The organism is Paracoccus sp. KR1-242, from assembly GCF_049446195.1.
Lineage (GTDB): Bacteria > Pseudomonadota > Alphaproteobacteria > Rhodobacterales > Rhodobacteraceae > Paracoccus > Paracoccus broussonetiae.
On the sequence record NZ_JBMSED010000014.1, the window covers coordinates 50,025 to 68,329 of the forward strand.

At 65.0% G+C, this 18,305-nt stretch carries 20 protein-coding genes; 11 read left to right on the forward strand and 9 right to left on the reverse strand.

Annotated features, from left to right (window positions below; translation table 11 throughout):
* Positions 1-21: 21 nt before the first annotated feature.
* Positions 22-1,227: a PLP-dependent aminotransferase family protein gene (locus ACO2Q4_RS19820; RefSeq protein WP_423321384.1), complete on the forward strand. Its 1,206-nt coding sequence runs from the start codon at positions 22-24 to the stop codon at positions 1,225-1,227.
* Between the two features lie 10 nt (positions 1,228-1,237).
* Here the strand turns inward: ACO2Q4_RS19820 and ACO2Q4_RS19825 are convergent, their stop codons facing one another.
* A complete protein-coding gene (locus ACO2Q4_RS19825) occupies positions 1,238-2,401 on the reverse strand; it encodes an ATP-binding protein (RefSeq protein ID WP_395135522.1) in 1,164 nt (387 codons plus the stop codon).
* Between the two features lie 64 nt (positions 2,402-2,465).
* The gene (locus ACO2Q4_RS19830; RefSeq protein WP_395135524.1) at positions 2,466-3,269 is read right to left on the reverse strand and encodes an SDR family oxidoreductase; all 804 of its coding nucleotides are present in this window, start codon (positions 3,267-3,269) and stop codon (positions 2,466-2,468) included.
* 60 nt (positions 3,270-3,329) lie between these two features.
* On the opposite strand from ACO2Q4_RS19830, the gene ACO2Q4_RS19835 reads away from it, so the two are divergent.
* Entirely contained in the window at positions 3,330-3,767 is a 438-nt protein-coding gene (locus tag ACO2Q4_RS19835) for a winged helix-turn-helix transcriptional regulator (RefSeq protein ID WP_423321386.1), read from the forward strand.
* 30 nt (positions 3,768-3,797) lie between these two features.
* Here ACO2Q4_RS19835 and ACO2Q4_RS19840 read toward each other — a convergent pair whose 3' ends face one another.
* Positions 3,798-4,172, reverse strand: coding sequence for a VOC family protein (locus ACO2Q4_RS19840; protein ID WP_311761173.1), 375 nt, complete (start codon positions 4,170-4,172; stop codon positions 3,798-3,800).
* 67 nt (positions 4,173-4,239) lie between these two features.
* A complete protein-coding gene (locus ACO2Q4_RS19845) occupies positions 4,240-5,019 on the reverse strand; it encodes a 5'-nucleotidase, lipoprotein e(P4) family (RefSeq protein ID WP_423321389.1) in 780 nt (259 codons plus the stop codon).
* A 236-nt stretch (positions 5,020-5,255) separates the two neighbouring features.
* Between ACO2Q4_RS19845 and ACO2Q4_RS19850 the strand changes: the two genes are divergently transcribed.
* The 5 genes from ACO2Q4_RS19850 to ACO2Q4_RS19870 all read left to right on the forward strand — a co-directional run bounded on the left by ACO2Q4_RS19850 (position 5,256) and on the right by ACO2Q4_RS19870 (position 9,643).
* Positions 5,256-6,275, forward strand: a complete 1,020-nt coding sequence (locus ACO2Q4_RS19850; protein ID WP_423321391.1) for an aKG-HExxH-type peptide beta-hydroxylase — start codon at positions 5,256-5,258, stop codon at positions 6,273-6,275.
* Entirely contained in the window at positions 6,272-7,735 is a 1,464-nt protein-coding gene (locus ACO2Q4_RS19855) for a class I adenylate-forming enzyme family protein (RefSeq protein ID WP_423321393.1), read from the forward strand. Before ACO2Q4_RS19850 ends, ACO2Q4_RS19855 begins: the two co-directional genes overlap by 4 nt.
* Positions 7,736-7,745: 10 nt before the next feature.
* Positions 7,746-7,982, forward strand: coding sequence for an acyl carrier protein (locus tag ACO2Q4_RS19860; protein WP_311761169.1), 237 nt, complete (start codon positions 7,746-7,748; stop codon positions 7,980-7,982).
* Complete coding sequence (locus tag ACO2Q4_RS19865) at positions 7,979-9,160, forward strand: hypothetical protein (protein WP_423321395.1); 1,182 nt, start codon at positions 7,979-7,981, stop codon at positions 9,158-9,160. Before ACO2Q4_RS19860 ends, ACO2Q4_RS19865 begins: the two co-directional genes overlap by 4 nt.
* A gap of 288 nt (positions 9,161-9,448) precedes the next feature.
* A complete protein-coding gene (locus ACO2Q4_RS19870) occupies positions 9,449-9,643 on the forward strand; it encodes a DUF1127 domain-containing protein (protein ID WP_311761166.1) in 195 nt (64 codons plus the stop codon).
* A 99-nt stretch (positions 9,644-9,742) separates the two neighbouring features.
* Here ACO2Q4_RS19870 and ACO2Q4_RS19875 read toward each other — a convergent pair whose 3' ends face one another.
* Both ACO2Q4_RS19875 and ACO2Q4_RS19880 read right to left on the reverse strand, forming a co-directional pair.
* Complete coding sequence (locus ACO2Q4_RS19875) at positions 9,743-10,180, reverse strand: PACE efflux transporter (protein WP_423321397.1); 438 nt, start codon at positions 10,178-10,180, stop codon at positions 9,743-9,745.
* A 146-nt stretch (positions 10,181-10,326) separates the two neighbouring features.
* Complete coding sequence (locus ACO2Q4_RS19880; RefSeq protein WP_395135536.1) at positions 10,327-10,881, reverse strand: NADPH-dependent FMN reductase; 555 nt, start codon at positions 10,879-10,881, stop codon at positions 10,327-10,329.
* A 211-nt stretch (positions 10,882-11,092) separates the two neighbouring features.
* On the opposite strand from ACO2Q4_RS19880, the gene ACO2Q4_RS19885 reads away from it, so the two are divergent.
* Positions 11,093-11,842 carry a calcium-binding protein gene (locus ACO2Q4_RS19885; protein ID WP_423321399.1) on the forward strand — a complete coding sequence of 250 codons (750 nt, stop codon included), beginning with the start codon at positions 11,093-11,095 and terminating at the stop codon, positions 11,840-11,842.
* A 48-nt stretch (positions 11,843-11,890) separates the two neighbouring features.
* On the opposite strand, the gene ACO2Q4_RS19890 is transcribed toward ACO2Q4_RS19885, so the two are convergent.
* The 3 genes from ACO2Q4_RS19890 to xylF are packed head-to-tail and all read right to left on the reverse strand — an operon-like array spanning position 11,891 to position 14,994.
* Positions 11,891-12,637, reverse strand: coding sequence for an ATP-binding cassette domain-containing protein (locus ACO2Q4_RS19890; protein WP_423321401.1), 747 nt, complete (start codon positions 12,635-12,637; stop codon positions 11,891-11,893).
* Positions 12,634-13,926 carry a sugar ABC transporter permease gene (locus ACO2Q4_RS19895; RefSeq protein WP_423321403.1) on the reverse strand — a complete coding sequence of 431 codons (1,293 nt, stop codon included), beginning with the start codon at positions 13,924-13,926 and terminating at the stop codon, positions 12,634-12,636. Before ACO2Q4_RS19895 ends, ACO2Q4_RS19890 begins: the two co-directional genes overlap by 4 nt.
* 42 nt (positions 13,927-13,968) lie before the next feature.
* Complete coding sequence (xylF, locus tag ACO2Q4_RS19900) at positions 13,969-14,994, reverse strand: D-xylose ABC transporter substrate-binding protein (RefSeq protein WP_311761160.1); 1,026 nt, start codon at positions 14,992-14,994, stop codon at positions 13,969-13,971.
* Between the two features lie 164 nt (positions 14,995-15,158).
* Between xylF and ACO2Q4_RS19905 the strand changes: the two genes are divergently transcribed.
* Genes ACO2Q4_RS19905 through ACO2Q4_RS19915 form a run of 3 tightly spaced genes read left to right on the forward strand, consistent with a single transcriptional unit; the run spans position 15,159 to position 18,284 of the window.
* Complete coding sequence (locus tag ACO2Q4_RS19905) at positions 15,159-16,181, forward strand: LacI family DNA-binding transcriptional regulator (RefSeq protein ID WP_423321406.1); 1,023 nt, start codon at positions 15,159-15,161, stop codon at positions 16,179-16,181.
* A gap of 41 nt (positions 16,182-16,222) precedes the next feature.
* Positions 16,223-16,972: an alpha/beta hydrolase gene (locus tag ACO2Q4_RS19910; RefSeq protein ID WP_423321408.1), complete on the forward strand. Its 750-nt coding sequence runs from the start codon at positions 16,223-16,225 to the stop codon at positions 16,970-16,972.
* Between the two features lies 1 nt (position 16,973).
* Positions 16,974-18,284 (forward strand): glycoside hydrolase family 15 protein, encoded by a 1,311-nt coding sequence (locus tag ACO2Q4_RS19915; protein ID WP_423321410.1) that lies wholly within the window; start codon positions 16,974-16,976, stop codon positions 18,282-18,284.
* Positions 18,285-18,305 lie beyond the last annotated feature (21 nt).

The following is an 18,305-nucleotide window of genomic DNA, read 5'->3' on the forward strand; positions in this document are numbered from 1 at the left end:
TCTCGATTCCGAGGAGCGATCATGACGCGTCCCTTGCGGCGTCCGGGACTTGCCAGGTGGCTGGCCGATTCCAACGACGTCACGCAGATGTTCTTGGCGGCGGGCCAGATCCCCGACCTGATCAACATGGCGGGTGGGCTGCCCGATCCCGAGACATGGCCGGTATCCGATCTGTCCCGACTGGCCACCCGCGCGATCACAGAGCATTCCGGCGAGGCCTTGGCCTATGGCCCGATCGAGGGGCTGGCCGGGCTGCGGGACGCCATCGCCGCCCGCTTTTCGGCGCCGGGCCTGCGCCTTGGGCGCGAGAACGTCCTGATCACGACCGGCGGGATGCAGGCGCTAGACCTGATCGGAAAGGTACTGATCGACCAGGGCGGGCTGATCGCGGCGCAAAGCCCGGCCTATCTGGGGGCGCTGGATGCCTGGAAGCCTCGCTCTCCGACCTATCGCCCGATGCGGGTCGAGGCGGCGGATTTCGATCCGGCTGCGGCGCTGCGGGACGCGCAATTCGGCTATGTCGTGCCGAATTTCTCGAACCCGACCGGGCGGCTTGTCGGGGTTGAGGATCGCCGTGCCTTCGTTGCTGCGGCCGAGGCCACGGGCACCTGGCTGGTCGAGGATGACCCCTATGGCACGCTGTATTATGATGGCGCGCCACTTCCGCGGATGCTGACGCTGTCGGGACGGGACGAGCCGGTCTATGACGGTCCGATCATCTATCTCGGGACGCTGTCCAAGGAGTTGGCGCCGGGGTTCCGCATCGGCTGGGTCATCGCCGCGCCGGACATGATCCGGGCGCTGGTCAGTGCCAAGCAGGGGTCGGACATGTGCACCTCGGGCCTGTGTCAGCGCATCGCGCAGGATGCCTTTGCGGCGGGATTGACCGAGCGGATCCTGCCACAAGTCCTTGGGCTTTACCGGTCGCGCCGCGATGCGCTTTGCGCCGCCATGAGCCGCCATCTGGACGGGTTGTTTTCATGGGAAATCCCGACCGGTGGCATGTTCGTCTGGGCGACGGCACTGAACCCGGCACTTGATACCGATGTCCTGCTGCGTGAGGCGCTGGCGCATAAGGTCTGCGTGACGCCGTCCAGTGTCTTCGACCCCGAGGGGCGCGACCGCCGTTCGATCCGGATCAACTTTACCCTGAACGCACCGGGCAAGCTGGAAGAAGGGGCGCGCCGTCTGGCACAGGCCACCCGTGCGGCCCTTGGCGCGGCCTAGGCGTTCCGCCTTATCCTTTGCGAAGCTGCGCGACGACCATGTCCAGTGGCATGGCGCGCAGGTCGTTCGCGACGGGAATGTCGCGGTCGCCGGCATAGACCAGCAGCTTGCGGTCGGCGCGGATGTCGTCGACCGCAAGGTGGAACCCGCGTGAGACTTTGGGCGCTGTCGTGCGCTTGATCTCGATCGCCCAGATCTCGTCGCCGGGCAGGCGCAAGACAAGATCAAGCTCTGCCCCGGCCGAGGTGCGATAGAAGAATGGCTCGGTCCCGGCAGGGGCGGCCGCGATGATCGTCTCGATGCAGAATCCTTCCCAGCTTCCGCCGACCACGGGATGGCCCAGCAGACTTTCCAGCGATCCAAGGCCAAGCAAGGCATGGACCAGGCCGCTGTCGCGGACATAGATCTTTGGGGACTTGACCAGCCGCTTGCCGACATTCTCGTGCCAAGGGGCAAGGCGGCGGACCAGCATCAGGTCCACGAGAAGGTCAAGATAGCGCCCGATCGTCTGGCCGGAAACGCCCAGCCCCTCGGCCAGCGCAGCGGCGTTCAGAAGCCCGCCCTGCGCATGGGCCAGCATGGTCCAGAAGCGGCGCAGGGTGGTGGCCGGAATGCGCGGGCCAAGGGCGGGAATATCCCGTTCAAGATAGGTGCGCAGGAAATCCTCGCGCCAGCTCAGGCTGGCCCGGTTGCTGGCCGCCTGGAAGCTGTCGGGAAAACCGCCGCGCAGCCAAAGCTCGTTCAGGCGATCCCGGCCCACCTCGTCCAGTTGCAGGGGCGGCATCTCGACATAGCGGACACGTCCGGCAAGGGATTCCGCCGACTGGTGCAACAGCACGTTCGAAGCCGAGCCGAGCAGCAGGAACTGTCCGGTCCGAAAGCCCTTGCGGCGGCGCATGTCGATCTGTCCACGCAGGCTGGCGAACAGGCCGGGCATCTGCTGAACCTCGTCAAGGATCACCAGCTTGCCTGCCTGCTCGTCCAGGTAAAGATCCGGTTCGATCAGAACCTGCCGATCCGCCTCGCGTTCAAGATCAAGATAGACCGAGGGGCGCGCATCCGCGATCTCAAGGGCAAGGGTTGTCTTGCCGACCTGCCGCGGCCCCAGCAGCACGACGGCTGCCTGTTCCTCAAGCGCGGAAATCACGGTTCTGTTGATCTGGCGAGAATACATACCTTGCAATTACTCCATGACATGGATGATATGCAAGGATAATCGAATCCGGATCTAGGCCTCTTCAACCATTCCGCGCAGCCGTGGCAAAGGCGTTAAGCTGGACCAGCGTGTCGTCGAAACGGTCCTCGACCTCGGCGCGGCGCAGGAAGGCGACGCGGGGCACCATGACCTCGGCAGGCGTCGGCTCCAGCGCCAGCAAGGCCATGACCTCGTCCGCGAATTCGCCAAGCGGTTGATAGCCCGGCCGGCTTTCCTGTCCCGGAGTCAGACCGGTCTGGACGGCGGGCGGGGCCAGTTCGATCACTTCGACGCGCCCCTTCAGCACTTCGCGCAGCGCGACGGTATACGAGTGGATCGCGGCCTTGGTCGCGTTATAGGTCGGCGTGGTCAGCAGCGGCACGAAGGCAAGGCCCGAGGTGACGTTGATGATCGCGGACCCGGCCTGCGACTTCAGGTGATCGACCAAGGCATTTGTCAGGCGGATCGGCCCCAGCAGGTTGGTGGTCACGGTCGCCTCGGCATCGGCAAGATCACGGCCCGCCGAGGCATCCTCGAACCGCATGATGCCCGCATTGTTGACCAGCACGTTCACTGCCGGATGGGCGGCAAGCAGCCGTTCGGCGAAATCCGCGATCCCCTCAGCACTGTCGATATCGAGGGTCAGGGCATGCATCCCGTCACGCCCCGCAATGGTTTCCTGCAGCGCCTCGATCCGGCGACCCGCGACGATGACGGTATTGCCGAGGTCGTGGAATCTGCGGGCCAGTTCCTGGCCGATGCCCGAGCCGCCGCCGGTGATGAGGATCGTGTTGCCCGTCTGTTGCATGACTTTCTCTCCGATGGGTGTCGCGCCTATATCGGTCATTCGGGCACCCGTGGTAAGAAGGCACCTGGAATATCCATACTTACCGAAAGGAGAGTGGCGATGAGCGGGCCCCCTGCGAACGGCTCGGAACACCCGCACGTAAGCCCCACCACCACGGCAGATTTCCCCAGCGCGCGGGGAGAGGACGTCGAGGCATTGGTGAATGACCTGATCGGACGCGTCGCGGACAAGTGGACCATGATCGTGCTGGAGGTGCTGGCCGAGCATGGAGAACTGCGATTCACCCAGGTCGCCCGCCGGATCCCCGGCATCAGCCAGAAGATGCTGACGCAGACGCTTCGGCATATGGAACGGGACGGCATGATCATCCGCACCGTCCACGCAGTCGTTCCGCCACGGGTGGATTACCGGCTGACGGATCTGGGCGAAAGCCTTGGCGCGGCGTTCTGCGGCGTCTGGATCTGGGCAGAGCAGAACCTTGGGCGTATCCAGTCTGCACGTGATGACTTTGACCAAAGGCAGGCATCCCGCGACTGACGATGCGCGCGGTCGTGTCGGCGTGGCGCGCTAATCGCCCGCGACCTGCCGGGCAAGATACCATTGCGTGCCGTCCGGCGTGCGCAGCCCCCCGCGCCGGTCGCCGTCGCCTTTCTCCATCATCGGCTGGATGGCCTCGGCCCCGGCCAGGATCGCGCGGTCGAAAGCCGCATCGGGATCGGGCAGGTAAAGATGCAGCATGGCGGGCGGCCCCTCAGCCTCGCCCATCATCAGGACGGTATCGCCGATCCGGCATTCCGCATGGACGATTCTTGTCCCCTCGCCACGGATGACCCGAAGCCGCTGCGCCCCGAAAACGGTCTCGCAAAAGCGCAGGACCGTTTCCGCGTCCGGCACCAGCAGATACGGGGCAAGGTCGGTGTATCCGTCAGGCTTATAGGGCATGGCGCAAGCGTGGCCCCCGCGCGAGAGGCTGTCAAGCGCCCCCGGTCGAGGCGGGGCCGCCCGTTGGTCACTCGGTCTTGATGGGGGCGTCCCAGGCTTTCAGCTCGGTCTTGCTCCAGGTGCCGTAACCGGCGTTCGGAAGCACGATCCAGTCGCGGCCGACATGCTCGGCCTGCTCGGCCACCAGGTCGCGCTGCTTGTCGACGGGAACCTTGCTGGTGAAATCCTCCGAGAAGTCATGCAGCGTATCGCCCAGCAGCATCACGACCTTGTGGTCCTTTTCGACCAGCTCGCGCCGCTCTTGCTTGGGCGGGCCCAGCAGCAGCACGGTTTCGTCCGTGACCTTGGGCAGGCCCAGCGTTTCAAGCGTCGCCTTGGTCTGGGCCTTGTTCTCGTCATAGCGGTCCGAAAGGTAATAGACGGCGACGCCTTTCTGGTCCGCATAGGTAAAGAAATCCAGCGCACCGGGGATCAGGGTCGGGTTGCCTTCGCGTTCCCAATGCTTCCAGGTGTCCCAGGTGGTATAGTCGTGGCAAGCCTGCATGTCGCGCACCAGCAAGGCGCTGTTGTCGATCACCGTTTCGTCGAGATCGGTGACGATCGCCAGCTTGTCGCCGGGAGCGGCCTTGGCAAGCGCCTCATCCAACCGGATGCGAGCCAGGGCATAGGCCTGGCGCTGAAGGGCTGCGACCTCGGCCGACTGCTGCTGATAGCGCAGGCCCATCGCATAGCTGTCTTCTGCGCAAGGGGGCTTGGCTTCGTCGGCCGCAGCCGGGCCAAATCCAAGCGCCAGCCCAAGGCCAAGAGTCAGTGCGGCAATTGCGGTGGTTGATGTGGTTTCGATCATGTCGGCCTCCGTCCCAAGGATCGATTCTTTCGGGGGACCAGCAAGCATCTTTGGCGGAATTATGACAGTGATTTCTTTCTGTTAGCGGACCAATCCAGAATCCAACGGTGAGGATGGCCGGCCCGGTGCCGGAGCTGGCGCGCCGCGGCTGCGAAAGGCCGTGACAAGATGCCCTGCCTCGGAGAAGATCGACGGGTAATCATTGTGACGCCTTCCGTTCCTGCCGGAGCATTTGAATGGCAAGTTTGTTTCTTCCCGATCCCGCGGGGATGCTGCGTTTGCAAGCCGACCTGCACGACCGCCTGCACCTGTCCCTGACCCATCTGCTGACCGAAGTGATTCCGCCCGAACCTGACGAGGTCGCGGCGATCACCGAAGGATTGGGTCGCCTGCGCGCGCAGTTTCCCGAACCGGCCCTGTTCGCGTTGCACATGGCCTTGCGCGACAGCCTGCTGGCCGAAAACGCCGAGGCATTCGCGTTGGCGCGCCGCCGGTTCGCGGCATGGGATTTCCGCGACCACCCCTCGCCAGGTCCAGTCGTCAGCCCGCTTGCGGCGGATCGGCTTGGCAGCGCCCGGGCGGAACTGATCGCGCGTGCCCTGGCCGATGATGTGGGCCTGACCACGTCCCTGACCGCACCACCCCCCGAGGCCACGGAAGCCATGGCCGCGACCATTGCGCGGGCCGATGCGCTTCTTGCGCTGGCGGCTCCGGATTGGCGGGCCGAATTGCGGCTGCTCGTCTCGGAGGTGTTCCTTGCGGTGAATGGCGGCGCGGATGGGCGGCAAGGCTTCGCCGGCGGCTCAAGCTTCGATCTGTTCGGCGCGATCCTGATGAACCCGCTGCACCGCAACGATCTGGCCCATGTCCTGATGACGCTGATCCATGAATCCTCGCATCTGCGGCTGTTTTGCTGGCATCTGGATGACGAGGTCGTGCTGAATGGCCCCGAGGAAACCTTCCGCTCGCCCCTGCGGAAACAACCCCGCCCGATGGAGGGGGTGTTTCACGCGACCTGGGTCTCGGCGCGAATGGCGGTCTGTGGCCGGGCAGTGCTCTCAACGGCGGGGAACGCGCTGTCTGATGATGAGGCTCTGCGGCTCGGCAAGGACGTCGACCAGGCGCTGGCCACCTTTCGGGACGGACTGGGCATCGTCCGCGAGCATGGCAGGCTGACCGCGCAGGGCGCGCGTCTGGTCGCCGATGCCAGCGATGCGGTCGAGGATGCGGCCCTGGAACGGGTCCGCGCCGGATGATGGGCGAGGCGGGGTTCGCCCAGGCCCTGCGGCACAGGCTGGTCCGGGATACCGCGCGCGAGGTGATCCGGGAACCGGGGCGCAGCCTGACCGGAGGTGACCTGCTGCGCCGCGCGGACGCCATCGCGGCGTGGCTGGTCCGCCAGCCGGGATGCGCCGATATTCCGACGCTGGGCCTTGCCTTGCACCGCAACAGCTGGATGATCGCCGCGGCGCTTGCCTGCTGGCGGCTGGGCAAGACGGCCTTGTTCCTTGACCCTCGCCTGTCGCCGGCCGACGCCAAGGGCTGGTTGCGTCGGGCAGGTCCGCTGGTGATCCTGGCCTCGCAAGCGCGGCTGCGGGATGTCGATGCGGCGGTCCTGCTCCTGCCGGACCCCGATGATCTTCCCCTGGCTGGTTTCACGCCTTGCCACCCGTTGGCGAACCAGATTGCAGAGTTCATCACCAGTTCCGGCGTCAGTGGAGAGCCAAAGCTGATCCCCCTTGATCAGCGCCGGTTGCTGGACATGGCGCTAGAGGCCGCCCGGGACGGCCGACGCGGCCCCTGGGGGCAGGCGCTGTCGCCGCTGAGCGTGGCCTTTGGTGGATCGCGGCATATCTGGTGGCGCAACCTGCTGGCGGGCAAGCGCATCCACGCGATGGAGTTGCTGTTCTCGATCCCCGAGCTTGATCGCGCGCTGCGCAGGCCCGAAGTCGAGGAATGCAGCCTGCCGCCCCATCTGATCCGGGCATTGCTGGACCATGCCGCGCGCGATCCCGGTCCCGTGCCCCGCTATCCCCATCTTCTGAAGCTGCAAAGCATCGGCGGCCCCGCCCCGGTAGCGGACAAGCTGGCGGCGCAGGCGCGGCTTTGCCCTGGCTACCTGATGACCTACAGCTCGACCGAAACAGGTGTGATCAGCCATATCTCGGGCGCCGATCTGCAGCGGAAACCGGCCTCCTGCGGACGGATCAGCCTGCCCTCCGGCGGCGGGCTGGATATTGTGGATCCAGACGGCACCGTCCTGCCGCCGGGCCGGACGGGTCGCATCCGGGTCACGCGTCCGCCCTTGGGCGATGGCGTTTCCCGGCAGGCGTTTCCCGGCGATCACGGTTGGCTTGACGGTGAAGGCTTCCTGTTCGTCGCCGGGCGCGGCGAAGGGATCATTTGCCGCTATGGCGTGAATTTCTCGGCCGATGTGCTGGAGGCGAAGTTGATGTCCAGCGGGCTGCTGCGCGCCGTGGCGGTCCTGCCCTTGCGGGACGCCGCCAGGGAAGACGGGCTGGCCATTGCTGTCCTGCCGCTAGACTTGGCCGCCAAGGGCATCGGTCCGGCGCTGCGCCGCCATCTGGTCAGCCATGAGCAGCCCGAGCATCTGATCCGCCTTGCGCCTGCCGACCTGACCGCAGGGGGCAAGATCCCTCGTGCCGCGCTGGTCGAGCGTCTGCGCCTTGCACCCCAAGACCTGACCTTTATCTGAGAGCACGCTTATGGATGAACCGACCCTGCGACGCGACATCAACCGGCTTTTCTCGCAGACACTGGGCTGCGAGGTGGGGGATTTCGAGAATTTCTTCGATCTTGGCGGGGACTCGCTGAAGGCTGCCGACCTGATCGACGCAATCTCGGCCCATGTCGGAATCAACCTGGAGTTTGCCTTGCTGCTCGACTGCCCCAGTTCGGCCGAGATGTCGGGACGGGTGCTTCAGAAACTACGCCGCGCATGACCCGCCCGGTGACCGATCCCGCTCCGGTCGATCTCGCCACCGTGATGCGCCGGATCGAACTGGTCAGCCGCAGCTGGCCGGGTGAAAGGATCGACCCCGCGGGATGTCTGCGCGGCGTCCGGCTGGAGGGCACGCAGCCCCCGATCTTCTGGACCTTCAACACGGCGGCGGAACTGCCTGCGCTGGCGGCGCACATGCCTGCGGGCCAGCCCATCATCGGATCACGCTCGCTGAACGAGATCGTCGACAAGCCCACGCGCGAATCCACCCGACTTGTTGCCGATGTGGCCCAGATCTATGCCCGGCACCTGCTGGAACGCTTCGGCACTGGTCCCTGCATCGTCGGTGGCAATTGCCAATCCGCCGAGGTGGCTTGGCATATCGCGCTGCACCTGATTGCCGCTGGCGCCGATCTGCGGGGGTTCATTACCCTGGATGCGGGCTGGCAGCTTCCGCTGCCGGTTCCTGTCCGCATGATCTTCGGGCGGACGAGCCGATTCAATCCGCTGATCCGGGGCGATGCCGCGGCGATGGAGCGACGACACGCGAATTGGCGGGCGCTGTTTCCCGCATATGAGTTGCGCATCATCGCAGGAAATCATGGCGAGTATTTCCGGCCCGAGCATATCGGCGCGCTCGCGACCGCGATCCTTGCCCCCCTTCCCAAGACAGGCTGGCGGCCACGGGCGAGCGCGCAGCAGTGCTGGGGGGTGCGGACGGGAAATGGCGGCTGGACGCTGACCTTGCCCGTGCGACAGGTACCGCCGGGGACAAGCGCGGTCGTTCTGGCGCCCCTGTTGGGGCGGCAAGGCGCCCTGCCGCTGGCGCGGCCCGACCTATTCGACGTGGCATCGCTGCCCGAGCGCCGTGGTCGTTACTGGCACGTTCGACTGACCGCCCTGGCCGAGCCCGGCCCGTGGCAGATCGCGCCGGTGCTTTGCGCGGAAGGTATAGGACCGCTCAATTGGCCGCAGGGGGCGCAAGTGCTTGACCTGCCTGCCGTCACGCCCACACAAACGGAACCCGCCAACCGCAAGGGCTGGCGGGAACGGTTTCGCGCCCTATGGAACAGGCTGTCAGGTCGGAACGCCGGGTTCGCCGATCTTGGGCGCCGAAGCCGCCACGCCACCCTTGAGCATCAGGATTTTCGAGAGATTCAGTTTCGAGAGGATAGGTGAACTCATTGGTCGATTACCCTTTCACAATGCAAAACTACTGCAGGTGAATGCTAGGCCCGGACCCGGGTTCTGTAAATGATCGTCTTTGCGCTTCCATAACAACGCGCATGGTGCACCCAAATTGTGCGGACTTGCCACGAATGATCCCCGCGAAGGTCGCTAAATCAAGCTTGCGCCATTTGCATAGCGGCCTTGCCAAACCGGCGGCTGGTTTCCCGGATTGCGCCGATTATATCCGCCTTGTCCGAAGCAAAGCCCAGGGATTGGGCAAGATGATAAAGGTATGAAATGTCCGTCGTTGAAATGAACCGCAATGAAGTCGCTGGTGGCCTTGGCCACGCCGTTTCGCGTCTTTCCGCGATGATCGGCGGCTGGAACGAAGCGCGCGCAACCCGCCGCGAGCTGAACCGCCTGACCGACCGCGAGCTTGACGATATCGGCCTGAGCCGTGGCGATATCGAACGCGTGGCGCGCGGCGCCTGACGCCCCCCAGCCTTCAATGAACGAACCCCCGACAGGCGCTGCCGCGGGGGTTTTTTCATGATCGGCCACTGGGCGGAATGGCTGGATCCTTGGCGCCCGTCATTGGGCCGAAGGGGAGTTTTTCCACTCCGGCAAGGGGAACAGCCGGTCATAGGCCCAATTGAAGCCAAATGCATAGACCATGTAGAAGAGCGCGAAGGACACGTCCATCACGAAGGCCTGCCACAGCGAGATGCCCAGGTACCAGGCGATGAAGGGCATCAGGATGACCAGAAGGCCGGCTTCGAACAGGACCGTGTGAACGACCCGGATGCGCGCCGTTTTCCGGGTCGTGCCGGTAAGGCGACGCAGGCCCAGGTCGAAGATGTAGTTGTAGATCATGTTCCACAGCGTCGCGAGGCTGGCCCCCACCACGCCGACGACGCCGATTTCGTGCATCGGCATGTGAAAGACCGCAGCCCCCAGCGGCGTCACCAGCAGCAGGGCAATGATCTCGAAACTGAGAGCGTGGCGAAGGCGATCAAGCGGGGAGCGCATGGCAACCTCAAACTGGTGCCGGGTCGTCCCGGCAAGAAACCATCTCGAGAGGTCGTCCTCACGAGCCTTCATATCGCATCGGTGGGTCAAATCTTCAAGCGCGGGTCGGGGCGCCGCCGCGGCAGGGCGGGGGCCTTCGCAGGCTGTCAGACTTGCCGGGCGGACAGGCTGGCTGCAAACCCAGCGATGAAATCGGACAGGGCGGCGCGGGATTTCTCGTCCGTCAGATCGGCATTGGCATCGAACAATCCGCTTGCGCGCGACACCAGAAGCCGACCTTCGGCCCAGACCGCACAGCGCAGCGTGCGCAACACCGGCAGCCAGTGGTTCTGGGCCATGATCGTGCCGAAGCCGCCGGGCGATGCACCGATGACGGCCACGGGCTTGGCGACGAAATGTCCCAGCCCTTCGCCGCGCGACATCCAGTCGATGGCGTTCTTGAAGACACCGGGGATGCCGTTGTTATATTCGGGCGTGACCAGCAGCAGACCATCCGCCGCCTTCAGCCGGGCCTGAAGCGACGCGACGGCGGGCGGGATCCCGTCCCGCGCCTCAAGATCGCCATCATACAGGGGCACGTCGCGAATGCTGCCGATCTCGATGGTCGTGCCTTGCGGGGCAAGCTCGGCCGCGGCGCGCAAAAGGCCCGCATTGAAGGAACCCCGGCGCAGGCTGCCGGACAGGCCCAGAATCGTGGTCATGACGCGTTCCTCGTGCAGATTGGCGCGTGGACGATGCAGGGGCGCAGTGGTGAAGTCCAGACCTGACCAACTGCGGCACAAACTTGCAGGACGCTGACAAGCCGCGTCAGCGTGCTGTCAGGTGGGTGGTGCTAGGTTCCTTCTCAAGCCGTGGCGATCCGGATTGCGGACAGCCCGGCCAGGGAAGGGCCACAATCACAGGACCACGATCATGGCAAGAATTCTTGGAACCTCAGGCAACGACATCCGCATCGGCACGCTGCTGGCCGACACTTTGTTCGGCCTTGACGGTAACGACACACTATATGGCCGCGGCGGCAACGATACCGTCCAGGGCGGAAACGGCCATGACCGCCTGTTCGGCGAGGCCGGGAACGATTTCCTTTCTGGCGGTGCGGGCAATGACCGGCTTTTCGGCGGCGCGGGCGCGGATTCGCTGTATGGGGGCACCGGGGCAGACACGCTTGAAGGCGGAGACGGCAATGACCGCCTGCTGGGCGATGTCGGCGACGACGACCTTGAAGGCGGCGCGGGTCATGACTTTCTGTCCGGCGGCGTGGGCAATGACGAGCTTGAAGGCGATTCCGGAAATGACTCGCTTTACGGGGGCGAAGGCAACGACGAGCTGGAAGGGGATGATGGTGCGGATCTCCTGAATGGTGGCGCAGGTCGGGATACGCTGGACGGCGGAAAAGGGGTTGACCGCATGGTGGGCGGATCCGGCGTCGACTTCTTCAAGTTCGAACATGGAGACGGGCGCGATATCGTCAGCGACTTCCAGAACGGCACGGACCGGTTGTTCTTTGACGATTTCAGCGTTGCGCAGGTCCGCGGCGCGATCAATTCGGCCGTGCAAAGCGGGACGAACGTCGTGATCACACTGGATGCGAATACCAGCGTGACGCTGCATGATTTTCGGCTGAATCAGCTGGATATCGGCGATTTCGTCTTTGACCTGTAACTGACGTGCAGAGGCCGGCGCGGATCGCCGGCCTCTGAGCCAATGCTTTCAGGCGGCCTGCGCGGGTTTCTTGCCCATGATGATCATACCAAGGATGTCGTCATCTGTGACCTCGTCCACCCTGACCGTGCCGACCCGCTTGCCGTTCTTCATCACGACGGCGCGGTCGCAAAGTTTCATCACGGCATGGATGTCATGCTCGATCAGAAAGATGCCCAGGCCCTGCCGCTTCAATTCTTGGATCAGTTCGGCGACCATCTGGGTTTCCTGCGGGCCAAGCGCTGCGGTCGGTTCGTCCATGATCAGGATGCGGGCATTGAAATAAACCGCGCGCGCGATCGCCACGGATTGCCGCTGACCGCCTGACAGGGCCATGACGGGATCCGCGAACTTGCGGAAATTGGGATTCAATCGCGTCATGATGCGGCGCGTCTCGGCCTCCATCCGGGACTCGTCCAGCAGGCCCGAAGGGGTGACCAATTCGCGACCCAGAAACAGGTTCGAGGCCGCGTCCAGATTGTCGGCCAGCGCAAGTGTCTGGTAGATTGTCTCGATATTCAGGGCACGGGCGTCACGGGTATTGCGGATATCGACCTTTTGCCCGTCGACGAAGATTTCGCCCGCGTCGGGGCGATAGGCGCCGGACAGGCATTTGATCAGCGTCGATTTCCCGGCCCCGTTATGTCCCAGCAGGCCCACGACCTCTCCCGGGTAAAGATCGACCGAGACGTGATCCACCGCCTTGATCCCCCCGAAGGCGATCGAGATGTCGCGCATTTCCACCAGCGGTGTCATCTCATGCCCAGCCTTCTGCGGTATTGGATGTCGATCCAGACGGCCAGAACCAGCACCACGCCGACCACGATGTTCTGCAGCGGCGCGTCGGCCCCGACCATGGCCATGCCCGATTGCAGGCTTTGCATGATCAGCGCGCCAAGGATCGCGCCATAGATCGTGCCGATCCCGCCCGACAGCGCGGTCCCCCCGATGACCGCCGCGGCGATCACGCGCAATTCGTCCAGAGTGCCGATGTCATTTGGATGCGATTGCAGCCGGGCTTGCGCGATGATGGCGGACAGCCCGCACAGGAAGCCCATCAATGCAAAGATCTTGACCGTCAGCAGCCGGGTGTTGATGCCCGAAAGCTCGGCCGCATCGGGGTTGCCGCCGGTGGCAAAGATGTAGCGGCCAAAACGGGTGCGCCGCGCGATGACGGTCATCGCCACAGCCACGATGATCAGGATCAGGACCGAGATCGGCAACCCGTAGCCCGCCGTGAAACCATCAGGCATGACCTCTCCCCGCGCCTCGAAGATGCGCTTCAGCTTGGCCTGCGGCACCTCATAAGCGTTCAGAATTGCGACGAAACCCATGATGGTGGCAGTGACCAGCACCATGACCGCGCCCTCGGCCCAGATGGGCCGCGCGGGAAAGCCATGCGCCTGCTTGCGGCGACGACCGCTATAGATCACCCAAAGCGCCGCGGCCGAGGCAAGGGCGCCGACAACCCAGCTTGCGGTGACGCCCAGCGTCCCCTCGGCCCCGCCGAACAGCAGGAAGGTCTGGTCCAGCGGTGCGATGGTCTGGCCCGCGGTCAGGTACCAGCCCACATAGCGCCAGATCAGCAGCCCCCCCAGCGTGACGATGAAGGCCGGGATGCGCTGATAGCCGACCAGCCAGCCGTTCAACGCGCCGATCGCCGTTCCGACCAGCAGGCCCGACAGCATGGTCAGTGGGGCGATCAGCGGATGGCCCAGCCCCAGCCCGAAGACATTCGGCAGCCACCGCGCCTGCATCATCCCCATCACTGCCGAGGCCAGCGCCAGGATCGCGCCGACGGACAGGTCGATATGACGGCAGACGATGATGAAGACCATGCCCGTGGCCATGATCGCGACCGAAACCGTCTGGATGGTCAGGTTGAAGATATTGCGTGCCGACAGGAAACGGCCATCGGTCACGATCCAGAAGCACAGGCAGACCAGCGCAAAGGCCCCGATCATGCCCAGCAATCTCAGGTCGATCTCAAGCTGATCCAGCACATTGCGGCGACCGGGCGGGGCGGCGGGGGAAAGATCACTCATCCTCGTGGTGCGGTGGCGGCGCGAACGCCGCCACCTGTCCCGTCAGTTGCAAGGCGCAGGGCCGTTCTGGACGCCCTGGCACAGCGCGTCCTTGGTGATCCAGCCGGCATCGACCACGGTGGACAGATTGTCCTTGGTGATCGCGACCGGGGTCAAAAGGATCGCATTCATCTCTTTTCCGCCGGGCGTGGTGAACTTGATCGCATTCGGCACCTCGGCGGGTGCCTTGCCGCCCGCCAGCGCCAGCGCGATTTCGGCGGCATTCTTGCCCAACTCGCGCGAGTCCTTCCAGACCGACACCGTCTGAGTGCCAAGCGCGACGCGGTTCAGCGCGGCATGGTCGGCATCCTGCCCGGAAACCGGGATGCCCTGCATCCCCTGCGCCGTCAACGCGGCCACGACACCGCCCGCCGTACCATCATTCGAGGCCACGACCGCATCGACCTTGTTGTCGTTCTGGGTCAGGATCTGTTCCATGTTCTTCTGCGCGTTGGCGGGCAGCCAGCCATCGGTATAAGCCTCGCCCACAATCTTGATGTCGCCCGCGTCGACCGCCTTCTGGATGACCTCTTGTTGTCCGCCGCGCAGGAAATCGGCGTTGGGATCGGTGGGCGAGCCCTTGATCATGACGTAGTTGCCCTTGGGCGCGGCCTTGAAGACCTCGGCGGCCTGCATGCGTCCGACCTCGACGTTGTCGAAGGTCAGATAGAAGGCGCGCGGATCCTCGATCAGGCGGTCATAGGCGACGACCGGAATGCCTTCGTCGGCGGCGGCCTGGACAGCGGGCACCACGGCCTCGGTATCCTGGCCCAGCACGATCAGCGCGTTCACACCCTGCGCGATCAGCGCCTCGATATCGGAAAGCTGCTTGGCCGAGGACGATTGCGCGTCGGCCGAGACATACTTCGCCCCCGCAGCCTCAAGCGCGTCCTTGATCGCCTTTTCATCGGTCTTCCAGCGCTCTTCTTGGAAGTTCGACCAGGACACGCCGACGGTCATGTTTTGTGCAAGGGATGCCGTTGAAAAGCCCACCGTCGCAAGGACGGCGGCCAGAATGACAGTGCGCATCGTTACCTCCCAATAGATGCGACCATCCGGTCGAGTCGCCGGATCTGCATCAACACTGCGCCCGGCGTGACCACCTGTCAAAAACAAAAGAAAGACGTATGTCAAAATCATGATTGACGTCTGCCATCGCGTTTGGAACCCTTGCCCTCGGAGGAGAATCCCGCATGCCAAACCCGACGCTGCATGATGTGGCACGGGCGGCAGGTGTCAGCTATTCGACCGCCGACCGCGTCCTGAACCGGCGTGGCGGGGTGGCCGAGAAGTCGATCCTGCGCGTCCAGCGCGCCATCGAGGAACTTGGCTATCAGCGCGACATTCATGCCGCGAACCTGTCGCGGCGGCGCAGTTACGATTTTCGCTTCTATCTGCCCTTTGGCGATCATGGGTTTTTCTCGGTCCTGCGGCGGGCGGTGGAGGGCCAGGTCCAGCAGCGTTTGGCCGAGCGGGTGCAGATCACGGTCCATGACGTTCCGCCGCTGGACGCCGATGCGCTTGCCGCGGAACTGTCCCGGATTGGGGCGGGCGAGTGTGATTGTGTCGGCATCATCGGCAGCGATTCCGCCGCCCTGACCCTGGCCGTCGAGCGGTTGGAGGGGATCGGCATCCCGGTGGTGACGCTGGTGTCGGATGCGGCCATCGACGCGCGTTCACTTTATGTCGGGATCGACAATGTCGCAGCGGGCCGCACCGCGGGCCGGTTGCTGCGCTTCGCCCATGGTCGCGGATCGGGAAGGGTGCTGCCGATCCTGGGCAAGCTTGACTCGCGCGATCACCGCGACCGGCTTTCCGGCGCGCGCGAGGTACTGGCCGAACCAGGGAGAGACCTGCATCTGCTGTCCCCACTGGAAGTTCTGGACCGTCCCGAGGCGATGCGGGAAAAGCTGGCTGCCGCGCTGGCGTCGGACCCGCAGATCACCGGCATCTATTCCATCGGTGCCGGCAACCGCGCGCTGATCCAGATCCTGCGGCAGATCACCGGCCCGCGTCCCTTTGTGGTCCTGCACGAGCTGACCGCACATTCCCGCGCGGCGCTGGAAGCGGATCTGATCGATGCGGTCATCGATCAGAAGCCGGATCAGGAAATTGCCCTTGCCATCCAAGCCATGAAGACCATTGCCGACCAATTGCCGGTGGTGCATCCCGAGGTGAATCCAACCATCTTCCTAAGGGACAACCTGCCGGCCTGACCGACGCCCCCGGCGCGGGGCCCTACAGAAGGATCGATACCGTGGAGGAGCCGCAAACCACATGGACCGACGGGGCACGTCGCGTCGATCTCGAGACGTCCTTTGGCCTCATGCCTTTGGTGGTGGCTGAACCCGGTCCGCCGCCCGGTGGCACCGTGCTGCTGGTCCACGGCCGCAATGGTGCCCCCGGACAAATCCAGATTGCCGAGATTGCGAATGCCTATCTGGCGCGCGGATGGCGCGTCGTAGCGCCCGAGCTGCCCCATTCGGTGGCCCTGCCGAATTCCGGTCCGCCGGAACAGCTGACCTTCTCTGGTCACACCAGCGCCGCGGCAATTGCCTGGGCCTGGGTCGCTCAGGAATGGTCCAAAGGTGCTCGGGGTCTGGCGGGGCACAGCCTTGGCGGCTTCGCCGTCGCACATCTTGCGGCGGGTTCGGCCCAGACGCATCACGTTCTGGCCATGTCTCCGCCAATGTCGGGGCGTGTCCTGCTTGCCGCGCGCGAGGCGATGGGACCGGCCGCGATCGAAGAGGTCCGCCGCGAGGCTCCTGCCTATTTCGCCGAGATGCAGACCGCCGATGCCGAAGCCGCCCTGAACCGGGTGTCGGCGCCCTTGGCCGTGGTCACGGGGGCGGCAGACGGGCTGATCCCGCTGAAGGATGCCCGCGCCTATTTCGCGGCGGCCCCGAATGCCCGCTTTTTTGCCGCCTTGCCCGATGAGCATCACTGCCCGGCGGGTGAAGCCTGCGCCCGCGTCCTGGCGGTCGCCCTGTCCGCGCTGGGTGTCTAGGGTGGGCACACCCGACCCTGACTGGATCGCGGCGCAACACGTTGCCTCGGCCCAAGCGATGCGCAATGCCTGCTCGGCGACGCATCTAAGCCGGCATCGCGCAGGGTTCGGCTGGACCGTGCGGCCGGTCGCGGGTTCGGTCCTTGCCTCTGCGCGCGTCGCGAACTGGGATCCCGAGCCCGATTACTTCCACCACTGGATACGGGATTCCGCCATCGTCCTGCGGGCGGTGCCGCTGGCCATCGCGGCCGATCCGGCGGCGCGTTCGTTCTGGCTGCGTTTCATCGGGGATTTCATCGGGTTTTCCCTGTCGATCTCGGACCCAGGACGCAACGGACCGGCAGTGAATCCGCTGCGCGGATCAACCCTGCCCAGCCATAGCCGTTTCCTGCGTCCGGATGCGGAACTGGCGGCGCTGCATGGCGATGCGTGGCAGGGCGAGCCACGCGTGGCGCCGGATGGATCGCCCGACCCAGAAAATTGGAGCAGACCGCAAGATGACGGCCCGGCATTGCGCGCCTCGGCCCTGATGTCCGTCTTGGCGGATTTGCCCGATCTTGCGCTTCCCAGCGCCGAGGCCCTGATCGCGCGTGACCTGGCGCATGTCCTTCGGGTCGCGGGCCGCGCCTGCATCGGTCCGTGGGAGGAAGCACCGCCGCGGCGCTCCACCTTCACGCTGCTGGTTGCGTGGGATGCGCTGGACCGGGGGATCGTCCGGCTTGGTGATCCCGGCGGCCTGATGCTGGCGGCAGCCCGGCGGATCGAGGCGCTGATGGTTCAGGCCGAGGATCCGGAGACCGGTGGCTGGCGGGAAAGCATCGAGGCGCCCAATGGCGTTCTGGACAGTGCCACCTGCCTTGCGCTTCTCAATGCCCGTCGTGTGGATGGTCCCTTTGCCATGACGGGGCAGCGCGCCCTTGCGACCGCCGCGGCGCTGGAACGGGAATTCGCGCGGCTTTACCCCATCAATCGCGGACGCGACGTGCCTGCCATTGGCCGCTGGGGCGGGGACGCCTATTTCGACGGAAACCCCTGGTATCCGACGACGTTGGGCTTTGCCGAATTGCATTACCGCATCGCGGCCGAGACAGGCGACCACGCGGCTTTCGCCAAAGCCGAGGCATGGCTGCACCTGATCCAGCGGGTTGCGCCACGTCCTGCGGGCCCCCTGCCGGAACAGTTCGATCGCGTCACCGGATCTCCGGCTTCATGCCTGGACCTGACATGGTCGGCAGCGGCATTCCTGGAAGCTGCCGCGGCACGGGAAACGGCAGTTCGGGCGATGGCTGGCGCTGAAGCCAGGGGGCGGTGAAGCCAAGCGACCTCAGGCCGC

Coding starts and splice junctions, on each gene's coding strand:
- ACO2Q4_RS19895 (WP_423321403.1), bottom strand. CDS start 13,926: ATGAGTGATCTTTCCCCCGCCGCCCCGCCCGGTCGCCGCAATGTGCTG.
- ACO2Q4_RS19865 (WP_423321395.1), top strand. CDS start 7,979: ATGACCCGCCCGGTGACCGATCCCGCTCCGGTCGATCTCGCCACCGTG.
- ACO2Q4_RS19885 (WP_423321399.1), top strand. CDS start 11,093: ATGGCAAGAATTCTTGGAACCTCAGGCAACGACATCCGCATCGGCACG.
- ACO2Q4_RS19835 (WP_423321386.1), top strand. CDS start 3,330: ATGAGCGGGCCCCCTGCGAACGGCTCGGAACACCCGCACGTAAGCCCC.
- ACO2Q4_RS19855 (WP_423321393.1), top strand. CDS start 6,272: ATGATGGGCGAGGCGGGGTTCGCCCAGGCCCTGCGGCACAGGCTGGTC.
- ACO2Q4_RS19850 (WP_423321391.1), top strand. CDS start 5,256: ATGGCAAGTTTGTTTCTTCCCGATCCCGCGGGGATGCTGCGTTTGCAA.
- xylF (WP_311761160.1), bottom strand. CDS start 14,994: ATGCGCACTGTCATTCTGGCCGCCGTCCTTGCGACGGTGGGCTTTTCA.
- ACO2Q4_RS19820 (WP_423321384.1), top strand. CDS start 22: ATGACGCGTCCCTTGCGGCGTCCGGGACTTGCCAGGTGGCTGGCCGAT.
- ACO2Q4_RS19845 (WP_423321389.1), bottom strand. CDS start 5,019: ATGATCGAAACCACATCAACCACCGCAATTGCCGCACTGACTCTTGGC.
- ACO2Q4_RS19880 (WP_395135536.1), bottom strand. CDS start 10,881: ATGACCACGATTCTGGGCCTGTCCGGCAGCCTGCGCCGGGGTTCCTTC.
- ACO2Q4_RS19825 (WP_395135522.1), bottom strand. CDS start 2,401: ATGTATTCTCGCCAGATCAACAGAACCGTGATTTCCGCGCTTGAGGAA.
- ACO2Q4_RS19905 (WP_423321406.1), top strand. CDS start 15,159: ATGCCAAACCCGACGCTGCATGATGTGGCACGGGCGGCAGGTGTCAGC.
- ACO2Q4_RS19840 (WP_311761173.1), bottom strand. CDS start 4,172: ATGCCCTATAAGCCTGACGGATACACCGACCTTGCCCCGTATCTGCTG.
- ACO2Q4_RS19875 (WP_423321397.1), bottom strand. CDS start 10,180: ATGCGCTCCCCGCTTGATCGCCTTCGCCACGCTCTCAGTTTCGAGATC.
- ACO2Q4_RS19870 (WP_311761166.1), top strand. CDS start 9,449: ATGTCCGTCGTTGAAATGAACCGCAATGAAGTCGCTGGTGGCCTTGGC.
- ACO2Q4_RS19890 (WP_423321401.1), bottom strand. CDS start 12,637: ATGACACCGCTGGTGGAAATGCGCGACATCTCGATCGCCTTCGGGGGG.
- ACO2Q4_RS19830 (WP_395135524.1), bottom strand. CDS start 3,269: ATGACCGATATAGGCGCGACACCCATCGGAGAGAAAGTCATGCAACAG.
- ACO2Q4_RS19860 (WP_311761169.1), top strand. CDS start 7,746: ATGGATGAACCGACCCTGCGACGCGACATCAACCGGCTTTTCTCGCAG.